Genomic DNA, 19,460 nt, shown 5'->3' with positions numbered 1-19,460 from the left:
GGACAATGTGCCACCGTGACGGTCGCGTCTGCGACTTATGCCGTCCCGGAGAAGGCCCAAAAGTCAGTGAACTGCGACGTCAGAGGTTGTAGTTACCAGAACCGATTCTCGTCGAGGCGGGCTATCGCTTCCTCGATGGTGGCCTCGTTGCGGGAGAAGGTGAACCGAACCCAGTCCGCAGTTCCCTCGGTGTAGAAGCTACTTCCGGGTACGGCCGCGACGCCAGCCTCGCGAATGAGACGGAGTGCAAACTCGGTGTCGTCAACGTCGGTCGGATATCTGGTGAGCATGTAGTACGCCCCGTCCGGCTTGACTGGGTCTAAGCCAACGCTTCGAAGTCCGTCGTAGAGCGTCTCCCGGCGGTGTTCGTACGATGCAGCCAAGTCAGTGTAGTAGTCGTCGGGGAGCGACAGCGCCTCCACCCCGGCCTGCTGGAACGGTGTCGGCGCGCAGATGCTCGTGTAGTCGTGGACCTTCCGAAGTTCGGCAGAGAGCGGTTCGGGAGCGAGCACGAACCCGACGCGCCAGCCAGTCACGGAGTACGTCTTCGACATCCCCGTACAGACGACGGTCCGTTCGGCGAGACCGTCGATTTCGACCGGGCTGACGTAGTCGTCCGTATAGACGATGTGTTCGTAGATTTCGTCGGTGACGACGATGAGGTCTTCCGCGGCAGCGACGTCCGCGATGGCGTCGAGTTCGCTGGGTGAAAAGACGGTTCCCGTCGGGTTGTGCGGGTGGTTGAGAATGAGAATCGAAGCGTCTTCGGCGGCGTCTCGAAGCTCGTCGGCGTCGATTTCGAGCCCATCTGTGATATCGAGCGGCATCGGCCGACCGCCAGCGAACTGAACGGCGGGAATGTAACTCTCGTAGGTCGGTTCGAAGTAGATGACGCCGTCGCCGGGGTCACACAGCGCGAGCAGCGTGGAGACGATACCCTCGCTCGTTCCAGTCGTAATCGTGATTTCCGTCTCCGGGTCGTAGGAGACGCCTTTCCACTCGGCGTAGCGTTCGGCGACAGCGTCACGGAGTTCCGGCAGCCCCCAGGTAATCGTGTACTGGCTCGACGTGTCGATGGCGTCTTTCGCTGCCTGTTTCACCCGCGGTGGCGTCTCGTCTTCGTCGGGGATACCCTGTGACAGATTTATCGCGTCGTGTTTGTGCGCCTCGCGCGTCATCTCCCGAATGACCGACTCACGCATCCCTGTGACGCGCTCGCTTCCGACCGAGTGTGGAAATGGCGACGACTGTGTCATATCGGGTGTGCGATAGTCTGACACATGAATCCACCTATGCGACCGCCTCGGACTCCCCTACAAGTTATGCGACCGCTTCGGACTCCGCTGCAAGTCCTTTCAGATACGCGATGCGGTCACGGGTCTGTGGGTGGCTCTCGGGAAAGATGTCGCGGCTGATGAGCGCGTCGTCACCGTCGGTGAACATCGGCGTATCTAACGGGGCGATGTAGAGCGCCTCGACGCCGCCGTCGATTTCACGGAGGTCGCGGTCGGGTATCGTGGGCATCGTCTCGTCGATTTCGGCCAGCGCATTCGCGAGTGCGAGTGGGTTCCCGGTGATTTGGGCAGCGCCACGGTCGGCCGCGCGTTCACGATACTGCGAGAGCAACCGGAACAACAGAAAGCTGCCAATCCAGAACAGGGCGGAGATGAGAATCGTGAGCAACGCAGAGACGACAAACAGGACGATTACTGCGAGCAGTGGTCTGATATCGTCGCTATCGCTGTGGTGGAAGTGACCGACGACGTTCCACAGTCCACCGAGGAGCGTGTAAGCCGTGACGGCGACGGCGTAGGTAAACGAGGGAAGCAGGTATGCGACGGACATAACGACCGCATCGCGGTTCTTCACGTGGGCAATCTCGTGTGCGAGCACGGCGTCAAGTTCGTCGCCGTCGAGCGTTTCGAGGAGTCCTTCGGTGACGACCACGGTCGCTGCCGACTGTGACCGTCCCGTCGCGAACGCATTCGGGACCGAAGAGGGTGAGACGGCGAGTTTCGGTGTCGTGAGGCCGACCTGTTGGGAGAGACGCTGGAGTCGCGAGTGGAGGTCTGGATAGTCCGCAGCAGTGACGTGTGACGCCCCGACCGAGCGTAACGCGAATCGGTCGGCGAACAGATACTGCACGCCCAAACCACCGAGCGTCAGGGCGAAGATAACCGGGAGACTCACCGTCAGTTGCCAGTCGATTTGGGCCTCGAAAAGGACCGCAGCGAGCGGGACGATAACGTGAGTAAATGCCCAACTGAGCGTGTACACGAACGCGAGCGGCAGAACCGCCAACAGGAGAATGGCGAGTGCCATGCGGGCTTGGAGGGCTCGGTCGGGTTCCCACTGCATGCCATAAGGTAGTCAGACACTCCACTTCAGCGTTTCAGTTCGACTACACCTTTGGGGCGAGTGACGGAGCCTCGGTTCCACCGTGAAGTACTCGCGTGCTCGCCACCTAGACTGCGTGTCGTGACGTACCGAGAGCACGCAGCCTGGCGGCAGGAGCTTCTCGAATTGATTCAAGAGATGAGTAGGGCTGTCGACGCCGCCATCGTCGAGGGGGAAAACGACCGACGCGGGCTTCGAGCCGCAGGTTTCGAGAAACGAATCTACACCTGCTCGGAGGCCGGAGGGCTGGTCCCGTTTGCGACTCGAATCGACGAAGAGGTTGTCATTCTCACCGACTTCGACCCGGCAGGACGAAAGTTGAACGCCCGGTTGCGTGAACTGCTTTCAGACTCACAGGTCACGCCCGAGTGGCGACGGAAAGTCGGCGCGAAACTGACGCCGTACGGCCGCCGAGACATCGAATCGCTGAACAACCTCTTTCGGGACCGTTGGTAAACAGGCCCGGTCAGTCAGCATCGAGTTCGAACGGGCGTTCGAGCACGTACCTGTTTTCGGGATATAGCTTGTCGCCGATAGTGGTCTCACGCTCGTCGGCGTGTTCGAACCCGAACTGTTCGTAAAAGTCGTTTCCAGGCTCGTTTGCGACGAGGACCATCGCGTTGATTTGGTCGATTCCCTTCTCGTCGAGGTCGGAGAGAGCCGCTTGGAGCAACGCTCGTCCGATACCCTCGCGACGGTGGCCGGGGTCGACGTAAATTCGGAGGATGTACCCCTCTCGTTCGGTGTAATTCCAAGTCGTGTGTGCAAACCCGACGACCGTCTCTCCGCGTTCCGCAACGAGAATCTGCGCTTGACTCTTGTGGAGTTCTGCCGTAACCTGCTCGGCGGTATACCAGTCAGAGGCGGCCGTCTCGGCTGTCTCGCGCGTCAAAATTTCCGGGTAGTCGTGTTTCCACGACTGCTCTGCTACCCGGAGAATGACACCGGTATCGGCTTCGGTCGCAGGTCGGATAGTCATACGTGAACATAGCACAGAAAAGACGATAGTCCTTCCCCAGTGTCACCCTCGCGTGGCGAGCACGTATGCGACCCCGGTGAGACCGCCCCACGAGGCTGCCGCGACGAGCCCGATACCGACCAACGAGCCAACGCTGAGGAGTCCACCGACGAGCCAGACGAGGACACCAGCCGCCGCGAGACCCTGTATTCGGAGGCCACTGACCGGTGGGGAGCGATTTTGTAAGGTCAGCGCCATCCCGTGCCCACCGAGCAACAACGCACCCAGATAGAGTGCGCCTCCGAGCAGACCCCAGACCGAGCCTAAGATGGCGGAGAGGCCACCGCCCCCGCGTCCACCCCCGGCGAAGAGCCCACTATCAGATGGTGTCGGTGATTGCGCCTGCTGTGTCGTCGCCACCCCAGTCGATGTCGTCGTCGGTGCGGTCGTCGCTGTCGCCTCCACCGCGTCGACGGTCGCCGTCGCAACGGTCTCGCTGTCGATGCCGAGTCGGTCTTCGACCCCCAACTCGACTTCGAGCGACTGATTGGGCATCGTGAGGACGAGACCCGGTGAGGATTGTGCCGAGTGTGGGGTGCCATTCACGACGAAGTGATACTGGGAGATTGGTGGTTGGGAGCTCGTCGAGGAAGCACCCGAGACGCCGAGTCGGCTCGTCGCGGGCGCTGTCGCCGGTGCCTCGATGCGTGAAATCGGGCGTTCGTAGGTCGGCCCCGGTGCAGCGGTTCGGAATGGCGTGAAGTCGACCCAGCCGCGCTCGGTGACGACGGGGTTGCCATCGCCAGCCGGCAGAATCGAGGAGTGATATGGACCGCTCTCGGCACCCCAGTAGTTGGATTCGGCCTCGACGGTCCGAAGCTGGTCGACGACGATTCGAGCCGTCGTGTTCGCGCTGATGAGAGGCTCGATATCCACGGTCAGCCCGCGTCTGTGGCCGTAGATGCTGTTGTTGGCGATGAGGTGGCTCTGTCTTCCCTCAGCAGTCTTTTGAATCCCGATTTCGCTCGGGAGCGTCCCGGTCACTTGGCGAATCGAGAGCGCACTCGCGTCCGCAGGCCGGATGTGACTCTGTCCGTCTGTCCGCAGAACGACGACCGTGTCTTGCCAGAGCCGAGCCACCACGAGGTCCTCGGTCAACTCGGGGTTGGCCACGAGTTCTTCGAGCGGAATCGACGTCTCTGCCTGGTTGACGATTGCACCTGCCGACCCTTCGGCAACGTACACTCCCGTGCCCGGATTGACGTCTTCGACCGGAACAGGGTCGGCGAACGCATTCGTGTTGAAGACGATGTCGTTCTCTCGAACGGCGGTCTCGATTACCCCGCGGACGACGACACCATAGGAGTTGGCGGCGATAGTGTTGTTCGCAACCGTGAGGTTGCCACGGTGTGTTATCGGACTGGCAACGAGCAGTCCAGACCCGGCGTTGTTCGCCAGCCGATTCTCGCTGACGTCGGCCTGATGGACGAGCAGGTCAGACCGAACGACGACACCGTGACCGGCACCATCCTTCACCGTGTTGTTGCGAATGGTGATTTCGCGCGCTGCCGCCCCCGTCTGGACCGTCAGCCCTGCGTCGGCATTCCCCGCGACATGGTTGTTCGCTAGCGTGAGCTTCGTCACGCCAGTCCCGTCGAGGTCGAACCCATCGTCGCCGTTCGCTTCGAGCAGATTGCCACGGAGATGGCTTCCTCTCGTCACCCACGCTGTGGCGTGGACGCCGTCGCGTCCGTTGTCGCGTATCGTGTTGTTGACGAACCCGAATTCGAGTTTCGTGCTGCGTGCGGTGATTCCGACTCCGTGGCCGGTGTTGTTCGTCACCGTGTTCTCGCGGACCGAAAGCGATGCCTCCCCGGAGGGGTGTGCGCCCGATTGGTGAACCCGAATGCCGGTCCGGGCGTCGTGAATCCGGTTTTTCACCGCCGTCGACGACAGGTGAGACTTGGCATCGAGCTGAATGCCAGCGTCACGAGCCGAAATCTCGTTGTACCAGAGATTCGTCTCGCTTCGCGCAGCGCGGATTGCAACGCCACTCCCGCTGGTCCGGTCTATCTGGTTATCTACCAACCAGAACTGACGAACCGAATCGGCAGCGGCGAAGATACCGTTCCCGTCGATTTGGCTGAACGTCGACCCGCGAACGGTGAGGTGCTGTACACGCGTTCCCGACGCTGTGCGTCTGTCGACCGGTGACGCGAAATCGCCGACGGCGAGCGAGGCCTGCACGCCGTCAGAGAGCTGTGAGGTGGTTCCTTTTCGCAGGTCGACCGCGACTGGATAGACTCCCCGCGTCGGTGGGTTGACCGCGTCTTCGTATTCGACGATGAACCGCCCGTCGCTCGGGATGCGAACGGGTCGGGAGAACGAGATTTCCAGTCGGTTGTCCTTCACTGAGACGCCAGTGACGAACTGAGAGAAGGACCGCTCGATACTGCCATTTCGGCTGCGGTCGAGTCCGATACGCTCGATGCTCTGTGCGTCGATGTTTTCGACCGACCCATCGTCAGGATACTGTAACGCGACCGTATCGAACGCGACACCAACGCCGGCGTCGAGCGAGAACGTGTGTACCGAACTTTCCTCACGCCCATTCGGTGACGCTCTCAGTGACACGTCTCCGGTCGCCCCCATCGACGGACTCGCCCGAATCGCGTGTCCATCGATTTCCCGGAACACCGACCGTTTGACCGTGATAGAAGGTGTCACAGCGGTATCGTCGACCGAGAGCCCCGCTGCTGCAAAGTCCCGAAGCGTCGAATCAACGATTGTAATCGACCCATCCGAACTGTCCACAGTAATACCGCTCGTTCCCCCCTCTACCGTCGCATTTCGTATTTCGAGGCGAGACAAGTCCGTGCCGTTGTATCGAATACTCGCCCACCGACGCTCGGCGTCGGCCCCATCCGACCGTGAAATCGTCACCGGACTGTCCTCGGTGCCATTCACAGAGAGCGAGCCATCCACAGAGAGCGTAATCTGCTCGGCGAGTTGCACGTTCGTCCCGGGGCGTATCGTCAGCGTGGCACCGGGTTCGACGTGGATATCTTGAATAATCCGATAGGGACCATCGTCCGGCGACCACGTCGTATCCTCCGTGATATCCGACTCGACGAACGTGGTGTCGGCCGTGGTTTCAGCGACCGCTACCGGGGCGACGAGCGACGTGACCAGTGTCACGACCAAGAGGACGCTCAGTGCTCGTCGCGTCCACACACCAGTCGCGCTAGTCAATCAGGCCACCCCGCGTATCGGCGGTGTGTAGGCGCGGTGTCGTCTCTGAGACACGTCGCAGGAGACGTTCCGCTGCTGCCTTCGTCCGGGGCGTCGCAAAGCGGCGCAGCCATCCATATTGAGTGTGCCGTATCCAAAACTGATAAAATATACTCATAATCTGAGATTGAATTAAAAGAGTATATACCCACCGGTTGATACGGTCGATACCTACCGAAACGGTCGCTACCGTGTGAGATGGCAGTCGTCAGTTGTTTACTTTCGTGCTTCGGGCTTCGTCCTGGGTGCTTCTTCTTCGCCCTAGGTACTTCGTGCTTCGCCCTGTGTACTTCCTTCTTCGGCCTGGGTACTTCGGGCATCGTCGTGCGTCTGCGTTACATCCTGTTCCAGACGCCCAGCAGTATCCCGAGGGAGGTGTGGCAGCCTAATCGGGCGGTCGTCGACGTCGAGACGGATTGTTTCGGTTCCGAATACTCGGTCAGCCACGGTTCGAGTCCGGTCTGCGTCGGCGAGTTGCTCGGGTGACAGTCGCCACTGCGGCCCGAACAGACGGTCGGAACCGACGACGGCATCGGCGACTCGGTACTCCATACACAGATACCGGCACAGTCGGTCGACGATGCCGAGCGTCGCGAATATTCCGCTCACCACCGCTGCGAGAATCCCGAATAGGCCAGGTGGCCAGCCATCGGAGGTCATAGCGCTAAGCAGCCCGACGACGACGAGAAGTCCGATTGGCACCAGTGCTGCCGGTGACCGAACCCCCCGGACGATTCCGTCGACGAACAACGCCGCCCGGTTCGGGCGCACTGTCGTCGGAACCGAATCGAGTTCAGTGTCGATTGGCTCCCAACGCGGACACTCTCTGTCGAATCCGAGTTCGACCGCCGACTGCTCGTCGTATGCTTCCAGTCGGTCCCTGTAGACGTCGACGATATCTGCGAGCAACTTCACGGCGAACACAGCAGCCAAGACGAACGTGGCCGGTGCGCCCGCGATGACGAATCCACCACCGACGAACAGTGCTGAACCAAGCCCCACCACGGACATGAGTGCCGCCCGGAGTGGCTCGTGGGCCGAGACATCTTCGTATTCCGCGGTGACGAAGTAGCTACCCGCCTCGACGCCCCGGCCAATCGTCACGCCAACGATGCCCAGTCCAGCAGAGGTCGCCGCAGCGCCCTCCAGAGTCGCACCCGTGGCCTCACCGACCCCACCGACGCCGACACCACCAGCGAAGAGCCACATCACGCCGGTGATGAGGAGTGTGATCACAGTTCCCGGAATGTTCGCAATCTGAATCGACAGCGGGAGAACCGGAATGGGGATGCTCCCACGCTTCTCGGAGAGCGCACCGGTCAGCAGCCACGAAAACCCGTTTGCGTCGTAGTCGGGTTTTCGCTCCGCGAACAGGGCTTCGAGTCCAGCAAACGCAAGCCGAACCCCGAGTTCGATCCAGTAGACCGTCAGGAGCGCGACGAGCGACCAGTCGAGCGCGACGACACCAACTAGTGGAACCGCATTGAGCGCCGCCAACGCGATGAGGCGGCCCCGTCGTTTCTCGCCGTCGGTGAACTGCATTGGAGGTTGGGTTGGCTTCTGGCTCAGGGCAGTTAGGTTGACGGATTTTTGTCGTGTGGGGCTGGCTGCGAGCCTGCTGGTGGGGTTAGCAGGGACCGACACCCGTGAAAAACGTCTGCGCTCTCTGTCGACCCCCCGGGGGTTTGGGGGTGATTGGGGGTCGACGGAAACACTTGAGTGGGAACGGGGTGTAGGGGGGCTGTGGTGGCCGAATTGGCCATGGTTACAGACGAACCCTAGTTGGGTTGAAGCGAGGATACCAGCACGACATCAAACGTTGTCTCAGCGTTACAGACGAACCCTAGTTGGGTTGAAGCGAGTCGAGGACGTCGACGGTGCGGTCGAGGACCGCTGTTACAGACGAACCCTAGTTGGGTTGAAGCTGCCGAGACTTTCGAGACGTTCCGGTCATCCCACAGTTACAGACGAACCCTAGTTGGGTTGAAGCCCATCGTAGGTTCCGTGTTGCTCGATGACGAATGACTGTTACAGACGAACCCTAGTTGGGTTGAAGCACCGAAAAAGGACCGCTGAGCGGGACGGAAGACATGTTACAGACGAACCCTAGTTGGGTTGAAGCTCGACAGACGTGTCGAGTCCCGACGCAATTTCGGTTGTTACAGACGAACCCTAGTTGGGTTGAAGCGACGGAGCGAGCTCTCGGCCCTAGACGTGGATATGGTTACAGACGAACCCTAGTTGGGTTGAAGCTCGTCGACGTCGTAGAGGCCGTCTCTCAGATTCGAGTTACAGACGAACCCTAGTTGGGTTGAAGCATGAGGCGGAGCCGCCCACAGACGGGCGGTAGCCTGTTACAGACGAACCCTAGTTGGGTTGAAGCGTCCGCGACCGCTGGAACGTCTCGGCGTGCCTTCGCGACGTTACAGACGAACCCTAGTTGGGTTGAAGCGGCTACGATCTCGGCGCTCTTGGGCGTCGATATCGTGTTACAGACGAACCCTAGTTGGGTTGAAGCAGTACCATGAACGCACAAGTAGAATATTCGCGTGTTGTGCCACTGGGTTAGACGGAGACGACGACTCCGTTGGCGGTGTCCAGTCGAGTGCAACGAGCCCAGTCATCGAGTTTGGCGACGACGAACAGTACAGGCGACTCAAAGAACTGAAGAAGCACTGTAGACTTCCGTGGGAGGGAGGACCCCTCGAAGACGAGACGAAACTTAGAGTGGGTCCCCCGGTGTAAGCGTCGAGCGTGGTGGATGTCGTAGAATGTCGGATTCAACCCCTCTAACGGTGGGACTTTCTCCTTGATTCAGATGGAGTGACTTGCAGGGTCGGTTTTACAACTTTGACTGAACGTTGTAGGGTTGATCCTACAACAGCAATCAATAGTTGTAGACCCAACCATACAACTTTGGTTGAAAGTTGTGGGGTCAATCCTACAAGTTATACTGCTTGGTGAGAGAGTACGCATATGGACGACACACGGTTACAGGGGATTCTGTCGCGGTTTAATCCGTGGTGGCAGGGCGACCCGGTACAACCGAGTTTGTATTCGGATGAGCATCACCGTCGTGATTTTCAGCGCCTCGTCGACCGAGTTGCAAAGCGAAATATCGTTACGCTCGTCGGCCCGCGGCAGGTCGGAAAGTCGACGATGGTTGGTCAATTGATTGACCATCTGATTACGGAACAAGACGTGCCACCGAAACACGTGATGTTCCTCACGACTGAAGCCGGCACCGTCTCCTCCGATTACGAGACGATCGTCAGGGATGCACTCGAAGTGTACGAAGAGCGAATCCTCGGGAAGGCGTTCAGTGAAGTCGACTCAGAGATTTATATTGCATTTGATGAGATTCAAAAAGCCCACAATTGGGCAGACACAGTCAAGCTCTATTCTGACCGGTACGACTCACTGACGTTCGTTCTGACAGGGTCGGTGAGTACGTTAATCTCGAAACAGACGAGCGAAACGCTGGTTGGGCGGGCAAAAGAGCAGGTCATGGTGCCGATGAAATTTATCGATTATGTGCGCTATGAACAGATTCTCGATGCGTCTGAAGTCGATAAAAAGAGTCGCGACCTTCGACAGAGTCTGAAAACCGGTCTGAAATCGGGCGACAAGCCAGCGGTTGTGTTGGCACTGAGCCAAGCATGGACTCGGTTAGACTCAAAGCGACCTGAACTCCGGGATGCGCTTGACACCTATCTGCTCCGTGGAGGCTACCCAGGCTACTTCGAGATGGAAGATACAGAAGCCCTTCGAGAGCTCGACGAAGACTTATACAGGGTGGTCACGGGGGACCTGCCGTCCGTCTATGACATCGAGAAAGAAGACAAGTTGATGAAAATCTTGCAGTATTTTGCGGATGGTACTGGCAGTAAGCTGAGTATCAACAACCTTAGCAAGGAAATCGGGTTAGGACGGGGGACAGTTGACCGATACATCACGTATCTCGAGGATTTCTACCTCGTCTACCGTTGCCCGCACTATTCCGAAAAAGCAGCCGGGTCGACAAAGCAACAGATGGCCTATCTGAACGACGTCGGCCACCTGAACGCACTCACTGGCACCACTGCTCAGCAGTTGCAGAACGCACCAACACGAGGACCGGTCCTTGAGACGGCAGTGTGTGATCATCTGCGGCGCCTCCAGTTCAACCTCTCAGAATTCAAGAATTCGGCGGTGCAGTACAGTGAAATCACCGGTGAGATTGATTTTGTTCTGCAAGGCCACGATTACACCCTCCCCGTGGAAGTCAAACACGGCGACCCGCGAGATGCAAACCTCACTGCCCTCAGGCGGTTCATCGAGCAGCAAGAGCTTCCGATGGGGCTGGTCGTCAACAACAGCAATATCTTTGGCGAGGACGGACGGGTTATCTATCTTCCCGCTTGGCTGTTCTTCTACCTCTGTTGAGTTGGTACACTACGTCAGGGTTACACACCTGAGGGACTCGGCCTGTTCTTGCAGGTCACGACCGGTGCAGAGCGGACAACGAAGAAACACAGCGGCTCGCGCGCTTCGGCGATGAGGTTTGTGGTCGGAGGAGGGTCGAACGTCCGGGTGTGCACACGTCTGGTTACAAACGAACCCCAGAGAGGGGGGCATCTTATACTTCCGTGTTAGTTACAACAGGATCGAGTGTGACACCCCGGCCCGTCGTGATTTCGTATTCACAGATCAACTCTCGGTCAACGACCGTCAACTCCGGACTTTCGTCGGCCTCACGAACCGGCACAGAGACCAACGTCGGTTTGAGCTGCTGAAACAACTGCTTCGCAGCAGTCCAATTCTCATTCTCTCGTTCCTCACAATACTGCCGATATGTCTGATGTTCATCGTCAGTTACCAAGACCAAGAAATCCTGAGTTGGGTACTCTTGGTTGATGAACGTCGCCTCGCGGAGTACCTTCCCAAGAGCAGTATTGAATGCATTGACGAGACGGTCAGCGGTCTCGCCTGTCCGGAGTTGGTCGTGAAGCAATGCGTAGTATTGTTCAACACCGTCAGAGACGACAGCTGCCTCGGGCAATTGTGGTACCCCAACGTCTTTCCAGAGCGACTGGAGAACTGCCCGCGTCGGCCGTAACAACGACCGCTCACCGTAAATCAACTCACTGGGGATGTAGTCCCGACCGGCTGGACTATCGAGCCGCCACATCGTGACGGTACTCGTGGTCTCACCAAAGGACCGATTACACCGGCCAGCTGCTTGAACGATAGCAGGCAGCGGCGCGAGATCTCGATACAGCCGGTCGAAACTCAGATCCACACCGGCCTCGATGAGTTGCGTCGAAATGGTCACAATCGGAATGTTATCGAATGGAGTATCCGTGTCAGGGTCGAGAAGTGCCTCAAGTGCCTCAAGTAGTGCACGCCGGTCGAGTGGTCGAAGCCGCGTCGTCAACACAGCTGTGAGGCGAGAGACAGTGTCAACCTGCTCGGCTAACGCCTCGAGATACGCCACCGCGTCGAACGACGAATCGGAGGTCGATTGCTGGAACGAGGTGAGATGCTCGCCAAGTGCGACTGTTTCGGCCGATTGTAAGTGGTCGGTGAGCTCGACCGCCGACTCAACAGTGTTGACGATCGCGAGCGTATTCTGGTGTTTCGTCGCTGACTCCGCAAGTTCTGTGGCAGCAGCCTCGAGGCTAAGCGGTGGTGCCGAGTAGCCGTGCAAGAACTCACGAAGACTCTGGTGTAAATTGAATGTTATTCGGGGGGTCGCAGCGAGTAAGTCTGTGCACTCTTCCTGCAGGTTGCACAACGACGTGGGAGTCGGGACATCGTCGAGATTATCAAGAATCCGGGGTTGTGTCGCGGTCATGAGAATGACCGTTGCGTTGTATTTTGTCGTGAGATACCGGATCAACCGACCGACAAGCGCCCACCACTCCAAAGAGATTGCCTGCGGTTCATCGATGACGATGACGCTGTCTTGGAGTGCGGGTAGTTTCATCGACTGGACGTTCTTCGGTCCCGCAACGCTCTCAAACAACTGTGTGAACGTCGTCAGAACAAGGCCCGAACGCCACGCCTCTGCATGAACCGTATCTTGGCCCGTACTGTAGTGGTCGCTTCGAAGGGTGCTTGGACTCGTACGAGTGTCTGTGAGATGGTGGTGTTTGATGTACTCAAGTGCCCCCGACTCTAGGCCGAATACGTCGTTTATTTTGGTGTCTACCTGATCAATAATCGATGTGTACGGAAGTGCGTATATAACCCGACTATCCCGCTCATTCGCGCGAGATAACGCCGCTCGGAGCCCTGTATACGTCTTTCCGAACCCAGTTGGAAGCGTCACCTCGAACACCTGCGTGTCAGCGTGCTCGCTCGACGTAATCGTCGCTGTCGCGCGAGCGTTCGCGGCAGTCCGAAGGGCAGCGAGTCGTTGTGCCGTCGTTGCCTCTTGACCCGGGAGTTCACGAAACGGGTCAGAGAGATACGCCGCTGCGGTGTCGCCACTCGGCAGCACCGTGTCTGACTTTGTCCGCACTTCCTTGGTCAAGTCCGTGACAGACGGCCGTTTTGGAGCCGTGAACTCAGTGAGGTTGTCTGGCGAAGTGAGATTGCTCGCATCGGATTTATCCGCGGCAACTAACGTCGACCACGCTTTGAGTACACAGCCGTAGAACTCCTCGCCGTCTACACCCCCGACGAGCATGGATAGCGCTTTCGCGTAGTTTTGGGGGTTGTCAACCCAGACATCGTCCCAACTCAAGGCACCAGCGGTCGCACGGTTGAGAACAGTGTTGGCGGCCCTTGCGGCGTTATCGTCGATGTTGCTCAGTTGTTCTCCAGCGAGGTCGAACGTCTGTTGTGCCCGTTTACTGTTCTGCGTATACTCATGGAGCGACGATTGGAGATTGCCGAGGACAGAGTGATGCTTTGCAACAGCAAAGAAACCCGCAGCTACTGTTTCCGCACTGAAGCCACGTTTCTCCAACGCTTGGAGTGTGACGAGCGCACTCACCTCACCATGGGAGGTTAACTCTGGTGGGTCAGCAACACTTCGGTCTCCTGTTTCCAGATACGCCTGGAAGTACGTCGTCAGCTTCCCGATGTCGTGCGTCCACGCGATTGTCTCCATGACCACTGGCCACGGGTCCTCGTAGGGAGTCTCCGTTCCTGCCGGTGTGAGTGCATCGACACCGGCGACGACACCGGACAGGTGTCGCGGGAGCGTCTGGGTGGGGCGTGCATCGAAGGCGTCGAGCGGAGGTCCAGTCATTTCAATTCACTCTCACCGGAAGCAAACCGCCCGGTCGCTAACCTGCATCACGGGTGCGCCAGGTGCTGTGAGTGTCTCATCACCGGGGGCGAACGCGTAGGACGAAAAGCCAGTCGTCCGGCGACCACCCTCGTCGGCGGTCATGAACGCTGGAGTACGCTCCAGGCGGAGTGGCGTGCCTGGCGTTGGGACGACATACTCCTCAGGAACGGTCGAAGTAACGGCTTCCGTGTTGCCGTCGGCCTCAATCGTCGAACGAGTAACGTCCGTGATATTCGCCAGACACTCGGACTTTCCAAGCGTGGGAGTGTAGGTTGACCGACCAGATGCAAGGAAGTCGTGCAGCCGGTCGAACGTCTCTCGGTCCTCGAGGACGAGGTCGATACGGTACGCCGCGTCAACGACATATTCGAATGTCCGACGCTTCCGTTCGGTTGCGATAACCTCCGGGTCGATGACGGTCTTGCCGGACACACCCTCGGCAGACTTGATGTCGCCGCTTTTCGTTGGAAGCGTCAGCATCGGTACCGACTGTGTCTCGAGGCTACACACAGGGGAAATCGCCATCGCCGAGGCATCGGGAGCGAACGTGTCGTAGTACGAATCCCGTGGTTCACCCAAGATTGCCGCGAGAAGTCCGGCAACGGTTGTCCGGGGGATGACGCGGTATGTGAGCTTCTCGGTGGTCGCGTCGATCCGCCGGAAGTGTGCCCACGGTCCCTCGACGGTAAACGAGAGGCACTCTCGACCGGCGACGTCTAACTCGGTCGTCATCGTCAGGCGTATGGGTCTACTTCAATCACAGCGTCTGAACCAACGGCGTCCGCAAGGCCATCGAGGAGTGTTTCGGGACCGCCAGTTTCGCCGTCAACCTCGACAGTCAGATGTCGGTCCACGGTGACGTACACAGAGTCGATGTGGTCGCTATAGGTTTCGAGGTCCTCAAGCAGACCATCGACGCCGAGCGTGACATCAGTGATATTCCGGAGCTCAGTGTCGGGCATCTCTTGGGTCAACTCGAGCCCATCGTCGAGCGTCCCGATGTGGAACGCGTCCGTGTCGTACTCTACTCGGAGGTACAGTCGAGGCTGGTGCCCCATCTTCGACCGAGTGAGTGTCTGGTTTTTGACCGCACGCCAAAGCAAACTGTCGAGTCGTTCGACGTCGGTTGCACTGAGAAGCGTATCATCCGCCCCCACTTCGTTGACTATTCCGTGGAAGGGTAAGAATGCGTACTGAAGGCGGTTGTCGGTCGCAAACGTCCCCTGCTCGTTCCCCTTACTACTCGAAACGACGGTCGAGAGCTGCTTCGACTCGCTCTTCTGAACGACCGTATTGAGGCTGCGACTGTGGCTGAACTGGACGGGGCCGATAAACTGCCCGGGGAAGTCGTCGCCGAGTTGCTTTTGGAAATCGCTGCTGAACGAGCAGGTCGCACCGAAATACCGCACGTCGGCAGCGTATTGCAGGAAACTCACTGCAGCCTCGTTTCCACCCATCTCTTCGAGGTCGTCTGTATCCAGTCCAGTAACCCGGGTGAACAACTCGTCACGACCCGGGACATCTTCTGTGTCCGCCTTAGTTGGATTCTTGACGTAGATTCCATGTCCGTCGTCGTCGAGTTGGTCACGCAGGTAGCGCTTCAGTCGAACGTCCGTGACGACGGCTGACCCTGTGGTCTCGTCGATTCGCGGCTTGTCGTTTGCAGAGAGCGGATTCCCGTTTGGATTCGTGTCTTCAGCATCGTACGCGAAGACGATCTCGGAGCGGTTTTCGACTGCGTCAGTTCGGTCAGTTGGGTCTACGGCGGTAGTTTCGTCAGACATTGGTTTAGGCTTCAGTTTCGATTTCAGCACTGTTCTCGTCCGCACTCTCATCCTCTTCGGAGAGGCTCGTGTCATTCAGCCCGTATGCGATTCCGAGGCTGTACAGCCACTGTAGTTCAGCTTCTGAGAGTGACCACGTATTCGGCTTCGCCGAGAGCATCAGGTCAGGTAGTTTGTCGGTGTATCGACTGTTCGTCCAGTACGACCGGCGCTCGTCTGCCTCCCCGTAGGAGTTGTTCATCTGCAACACTTCCTTGGTGACTTCAACAGCCGTCTGCTTGGTCAGGTAATCGACGGGGTAGCGGCGGATGAGGGTCGATGAGATCCCTTCTCTACTCTGATACGCAGAGATACGGCCAATGAGTCCACCCAGGAGGAACACCGCCTTCTCGGGATCGCCCGAGAGGGCGTCATGGTTCTTGAGGAACTGTTCAAGTCGGTCGTCTCGGTCTTTGAATTCGTCGGGCATCTCTGTCGTGCTAAATTGGAGTGTGTCTGTGGTGTCGATCGCGTCCGCCCGCGTGAGTGCACGGAGCTGGACGTATTGTTCGACGACTTCTCGTGTCGGAAACGCGATGTACTCGCTCTCTTCGGCGAAGCGTTCACGCTGTTCTTGGACCAACTGGTGGAGGTACTCCTCGAGGAGTCCCCTGGCATCCAAGCGCGTCTCGGTCAACAGCCTCCGAACGCGCTGCATTCGACTGTCGTCGGCGTCACCGGCCCCGGGCGTCTCTGAGGCTTCGCGGCTGCTCCGCGTCGGTTCGGTCGTTCGTTGGAAGTAGCCTCCGTAGAGGATGTACCGAGTAAGTGGGAGTGCACGCCCTAACAGTGGGCTTGAGTCAGGGGACGGGTTGGCGGCGAATATCCCGTCGTTCCTGAAGGGTGCAGACTCCGTCACCTCGTTGTGGGTGTCTTCGAGTGCTGCCGCTGGAGAAAGTCCATCTAGGGTGTCGAAGTAGACTCGATCAGGGTTCCCCGTCACCTGATGGACAACCGCAATCCGGACGAGGTCCCAATTCGCCCGGTTAGTGTCTCCGAAGGACATGTCGATATCGTCTGCACTGGGCGCGTCCGGGTCATTGTTGAGCCGTGCTTTTCGAATGACGTTCTCGAGAACGTTGTCGAAGTTGCCGTCGCTCCCACCTTCTGCGGATTGGATCGCGCCATAGACCTCTTCGTGGAACCATTCGAACGTCTCTGTATCGACCTCGTCTCGCCGGGCGGCAAGGTACGGAAGGACGTACAGACGGCGGCTACTCCCGAGTCCGCGGTAGAAGTCGTCGAACAGTGAGCCAGCCATCGCAACGGCGGCCGCAACATCGAACGAAAGCGGACGGGTCCGCCACGCCGAACTGCCATCGGTATCGAGGTCCGGGAAGTGCTCGCGCTGTTTTTTCCCGAACATCCCGAAGAGCCCAGGTGAGCCGCCGGTTACGCGACCGGGTTCGTCGGTTACGTACCCTGTACCGTCGCCGCTTGCATCATCGACTGAGATGTTCTCTAAGCGGGCGGCTTTCTTGGCTCGCATCACTTCGTTGAGAACGGACACTTCACCAGGAAGCTTGTAGTTGTCTTCGCCTGGGAGGCGGACAGCGACGGTAATCAGCGCATCAAGTTCTTCATCTTCATCGCCGACTAGTTCGAGGAACGCACTGGCGAGTGCGTCCATCGCCTCGGAGTCGTCGCCGAGCGCCGCCAAGGTGTCGAGAATGGCGGCATCCGCATCAGACGCCTCCTCGCGGACTGTCTCGGCATACTCACTCTGTGCCCAGTCTGTGAAGCGGTCTTGGATGTTGTTGGTCCCCCACGCGTCATCACGAAGCCCGGCAATATGGTGTGCATCAGCACTCTTGTGGGTGGTAATAGAGTAGTCAGTCATGCTACTCGTTTTTCCTTCAGGATAGGAGTGACCGACGCGGAAGCGGTCAGCTTCGGTGTACGTCGACAGTGTGACTGGACGCCCATCATCTGAACTTCCGAGCGCCGGGTTCGCTGGGTCCGAGAGGTCGGCGTAGACAGTAATGAGGCTATCACCCTCACCGAACAAGCCACTCTTGGCACGTGGCGTCAGAAACGCCAAATGCTCGGGTGCAAGGTCCCAGTCGAGGGCAGATGACTGGGCTGCATCAAGCCAGTCGAACAGCGAGTACTGCCACGCGACTTCGTACAGCGACGCCGGAATCCGGTCTTGCAACCGACTGATGGCGGTCGCTGTGGTCTCTTCACCCCCCATGGTTGATATTGAGGAACCCGAGCCCGAGGCCATTGCGCTCGCCGATACCGGTGTCTAATGCGAGGTTCAGGTGCCGTCGGTGGTCGTTGTCGCGGACCTGATACTCAAAGCGCCACTTACTGAGGACGCACGTGATTTCCGTCCCCTGCGTGACCGTCAGCGGAATGGCGAAGGTCTTGATTAATTCGTAACTGTCGAACAGGTCGTAGTCCGTGTCGCTGGGTCCGGGAAGGTAGTCATCGCAGAAGAGGTCGTGCTTCTTGTCGAGGTTATCCTCAATCTGTGTGATGAATGGCTCCATCGAGTGCTCTGGTCGCCACATGATAGCCTGGTCACCAGCAGGCTCGATTCCATAATCGTCAGCCCTCCACTGCGGGATTCGGACGAGCACGCCGGTCCCCGTTTCAAGTGTCCCGGTCGTTCCGGGCTCCCCAACGTCTGGATTGAGGCTGGTGAGCTCATCGATATGGAACGGCATCTCGCCGATATTCAGCTCTCGGTCAGCAATGAAATCCTCTGCAACAGCCGCGAGGAGTTGCTCTTGGGGAGCTGAAACCAGAAGCGTCCGCTCGTCTCCCTCGGACAGGTCGCCATAGGGGAACGGATTGCTATACGCGAACCCGACTGGCCGGTTATCGTCGTGATACTGTTCATATTCGGTGTTTTTCAGGGCTCGCCAGATTCGTCCACGGAGCTTGTGATGGTAGCTATTGTCGTAGGCGGTATCGGCACGCGCCGACAGGCGGGCTAATAACCGCATGGAGCCACCAGTGTTGTACGCTGTACGTCCATAATTGTCACCACGGTTGTCGATGTAATGTCATTAGTGAGTCTGTGAAAATCTCACGGGAGTTCGGCTGAAACGATACAACCGCACACGTTTCCGGGAGTAGACTTCAATCGCACTTTCGCGCATCTGTAACGGTGTCTCCCGAAACTCCTATTGCTGATTGCATCTTGCTTCTAACTGGCACTTGGAAGGCTATTTGAAAGTCTGTGCCTCGTTCGTGCCCAGGTTCCAAGACCATTGGCGTGGTCTACTTCTGGGCAGAGTTCTATATTGTCATGACATGACTATGCATTCTCCTGTCACTTAGTATTTACTACCGCACCATGTTATCCGGTAGTAGGAAGGCGTGTCGAGCACAATAGAACGCGACCAGATTTTGAAACAGAGCTCAATTCCTGCTTGTTGACTGAGAGTGGCGGAAAAGCGTTCGAGGAGACGCTAGAGCAGACGGTTAACCACCCGCAATTGAACCGGAAGGTGAGCTACCAGTATCTCCTTCGAATCGAGGCCTACAAACTGAAAAAGCATCTCCTCACTGGAGAGGAGTATGTCCCATTCAAGCGGTGGTAGTGACTGTGGTGTATCTCATCGTTGTGTACGACATACGAGCAGACCGAACACGATTGATGCTGAATTTTCTCCGAAAGTATCTCACTCATGTGCAAAACTCGGTCTTCGGGGGCGAGGTTACCGAAGGTGATTTAGAAACGATTGGCTTTGTTGAA

General features: G+C 58.3%; 12 protein-coding genes, 2 pseudogenes and 1 CRISPR repeat array. Of the genes and pseudogenes, 4 read left to right on the top strand and 10 right to left on the bottom strand.

What is annotated here, in order from left to right:
• Positions 1 to 92 precede the first annotated feature (92 nt).
• On the bottom strand, positions 93 to 1,256 hold the full coding sequence (locus KU306_RS18370) for a pyridoxal phosphate-dependent aminotransferase (RefSeq protein WP_258303695.1): 1,164 nt from the start codon (positions 1,254 to 1,256) through the stop codon (positions 93 to 95).
• Between the two features lie 64 nt (positions 1,257 to 1,320).
• On the bottom strand, positions 1,321 to 2,358 hold the full coding sequence (locus KU306_RS18365; RefSeq protein WP_258303694.1) for a M48 family metalloprotease: 1,038 nt from the start codon (positions 2,356 to 2,358) through the stop codon (positions 1,321 to 1,323).
• 177 nt (positions 2,359 to 2,535) lie between these two features.
• Here KU306_RS18365 and KU306_RS18360 point away from each other — a divergent pair, with 177 nt between their 5' ends.
• Positions 2,536 to 2,853 (top strand): toprim domain-containing protein, encoded by a 318-nt coding sequence (locus KU306_RS18360; RefSeq protein WP_007541392.1) that lies wholly within the window; start codon positions 2,536 to 2,538, stop codon positions 2,851 to 2,853.
• A 10-nt stretch (positions 2,854 to 2,863) separates the two neighbouring features.
• On the opposite strand, the gene KU306_RS18355 is transcribed toward KU306_RS18360, so the two are convergent.
• The 3 genes from KU306_RS18355 to KU306_RS18345 form a co-directional block, all read right to left on the bottom strand.
• The gene (locus tag KU306_RS18355) at positions 2,864 to 3,376 is read right to left on the bottom strand and encodes a GNAT family N-acetyltransferase (RefSeq protein WP_258303693.1); all 513 of its coding nucleotides are present in this window, start codon (positions 3,374 to 3,376) and stop codon (positions 2,864 to 2,866) included.
• Between the two features lie 42 nt (positions 3,377 to 3,418).
• On the bottom strand, positions 3,419 to 6,589 hold the full coding sequence (locus tag KU306_RS18350) for a right-handed parallel beta-helix repeat-containing protein (protein ID WP_258303692.1): 3,171 nt from the start codon (positions 6,587 to 6,589) through the stop codon (positions 3,419 to 3,421).
• A 318-nt stretch (positions 6,590 to 6,907) separates the two neighbouring features.
• Positions 6,908 to 8,188: a DUF6498-containing protein gene (locus KU306_RS18345; protein ID WP_258303691.1), complete on the bottom strand. Its 1,281-nt coding sequence runs from the start codon at positions 8,186 to 8,188 to the stop codon at positions 6,908 to 6,910.
• 222 nt (positions 8,189 to 8,410) lie between these two features.
• A CRISPR array of direct repeats spans positions 8,411 to 9,164; the repeat unit is 30 nt; unit sequence GTTACAGACGAACCCTAGTTGGGTTGAAGC.
• Positions 9,165 to 9,622: 458 nt separating this feature from the next.
• On the opposite strand from KU306_RS18345, the gene KU306_RS18340 reads away from it, so the two are divergent.
• Positions 9,623 to 11,071: an ATP-binding protein gene (locus KU306_RS18340; protein ID WP_258303690.1), complete on the top strand. Its 1,449-nt coding sequence runs from the start codon at positions 9,623 to 9,625 to the stop codon at positions 11,069 to 11,071.
• 193 nt (positions 11,072 to 11,264) lie between these two features.
• Here the strand turns inward: KU306_RS18340 and KU306_RS18335 are convergent, their stop codons facing one another.
• The 5 genes from KU306_RS18335 to cas6 are packed head-to-tail and all read right to left on the bottom strand — an operon-like array spanning position 11,265 to position 18,705.
• Entirely contained in the window at positions 11,265 to 13,886 is a 2,622-nt protein-coding gene (locus KU306_RS18335; protein WP_258303689.1) for a CRISPR-associated endonuclease Cas3'', read from the bottom strand.
• 12 nt (positions 13,887 to 13,898) lie between these two features.
• Positions 13,899 to 14,660, bottom strand: a complete 762-nt coding sequence (gene cas5b / locus KU306_RS18330; protein WP_258303688.1) for a type I-B CRISPR-associated protein Cas5b — start codon at positions 14,658 to 14,660, stop codon at positions 13,899 to 13,901.
• A gap of 2 nt (positions 14,661 to 14,662) precedes the next feature.
• Positions 14,663 to 15,712, bottom strand: coding sequence for a type I-B CRISPR-associated protein Cas7/Csh2 (gene cas7b / locus KU306_RS18325; RefSeq protein WP_258303687.1), 1,050 nt, complete (start codon positions 15,710 to 15,712; stop codon positions 14,663 to 14,665).
• A gap of 4 nt (positions 15,713 to 15,716) precedes the next feature.
• Positions 15,717 to 17,945: a TM1802 family CRISPR-associated protein gene (locus KU306_RS18320; RefSeq protein WP_258303686.1), complete on the bottom strand. Its 2,229-nt coding sequence runs from the start codon at positions 17,943 to 17,945 to the stop codon at positions 15,717 to 15,719.
• Positions 17,935 to 18,705, bottom strand: a complete 771-nt coding sequence (cas6, locus tag KU306_RS18315) for a CRISPR-associated endoribonuclease Cas6 (protein WP_258303685.1) — start codon at positions 18,703 to 18,705, stop codon at positions 17,935 to 17,937. The genes KU306_RS18320 and cas6 overlap by 11 nt, the downstream gene beginning before the upstream one ends.
• A 393-nt stretch (positions 18,706 to 19,098) precedes the next feature.
• Here cas6 and KU306_RS18310 point away from each other — a divergent pair.
• Both KU306_RS18310 and cas2 read left to right on the top strand, forming a co-directional pair.
• Positions 19,099 to 19,305, top strand: a pseudogene (locus tag KU306_RS18310) (type I-B CRISPR-associated endonuclease Cas1b); the annotation flags it as partial.
• Between the two features lie 5 nt (positions 19,306 to 19,310).
• Positions 19,311 to 19,448: pseudogene (gene cas2 / locus KU306_RS18305) on the top strand (CRISPR-associated endonuclease Cas2); the annotation flags it as partial.
• Positions 19,449 to 19,460 lie beyond the last annotated feature (12 nt).

Origin of the sequence: Haloferax larsenii (assembly GCF_024730625.1) — an archaeon.
Lineage (GTDB): Archaea > Halobacteriota > Halobacteria > Halobacteriales > Haloferacaceae > Haloferax > Haloferax larsenii.
Note: the sequence above shows the minus strand (reverse complement) of the source record. Positions and strands in the feature narration are given on the sequence as shown.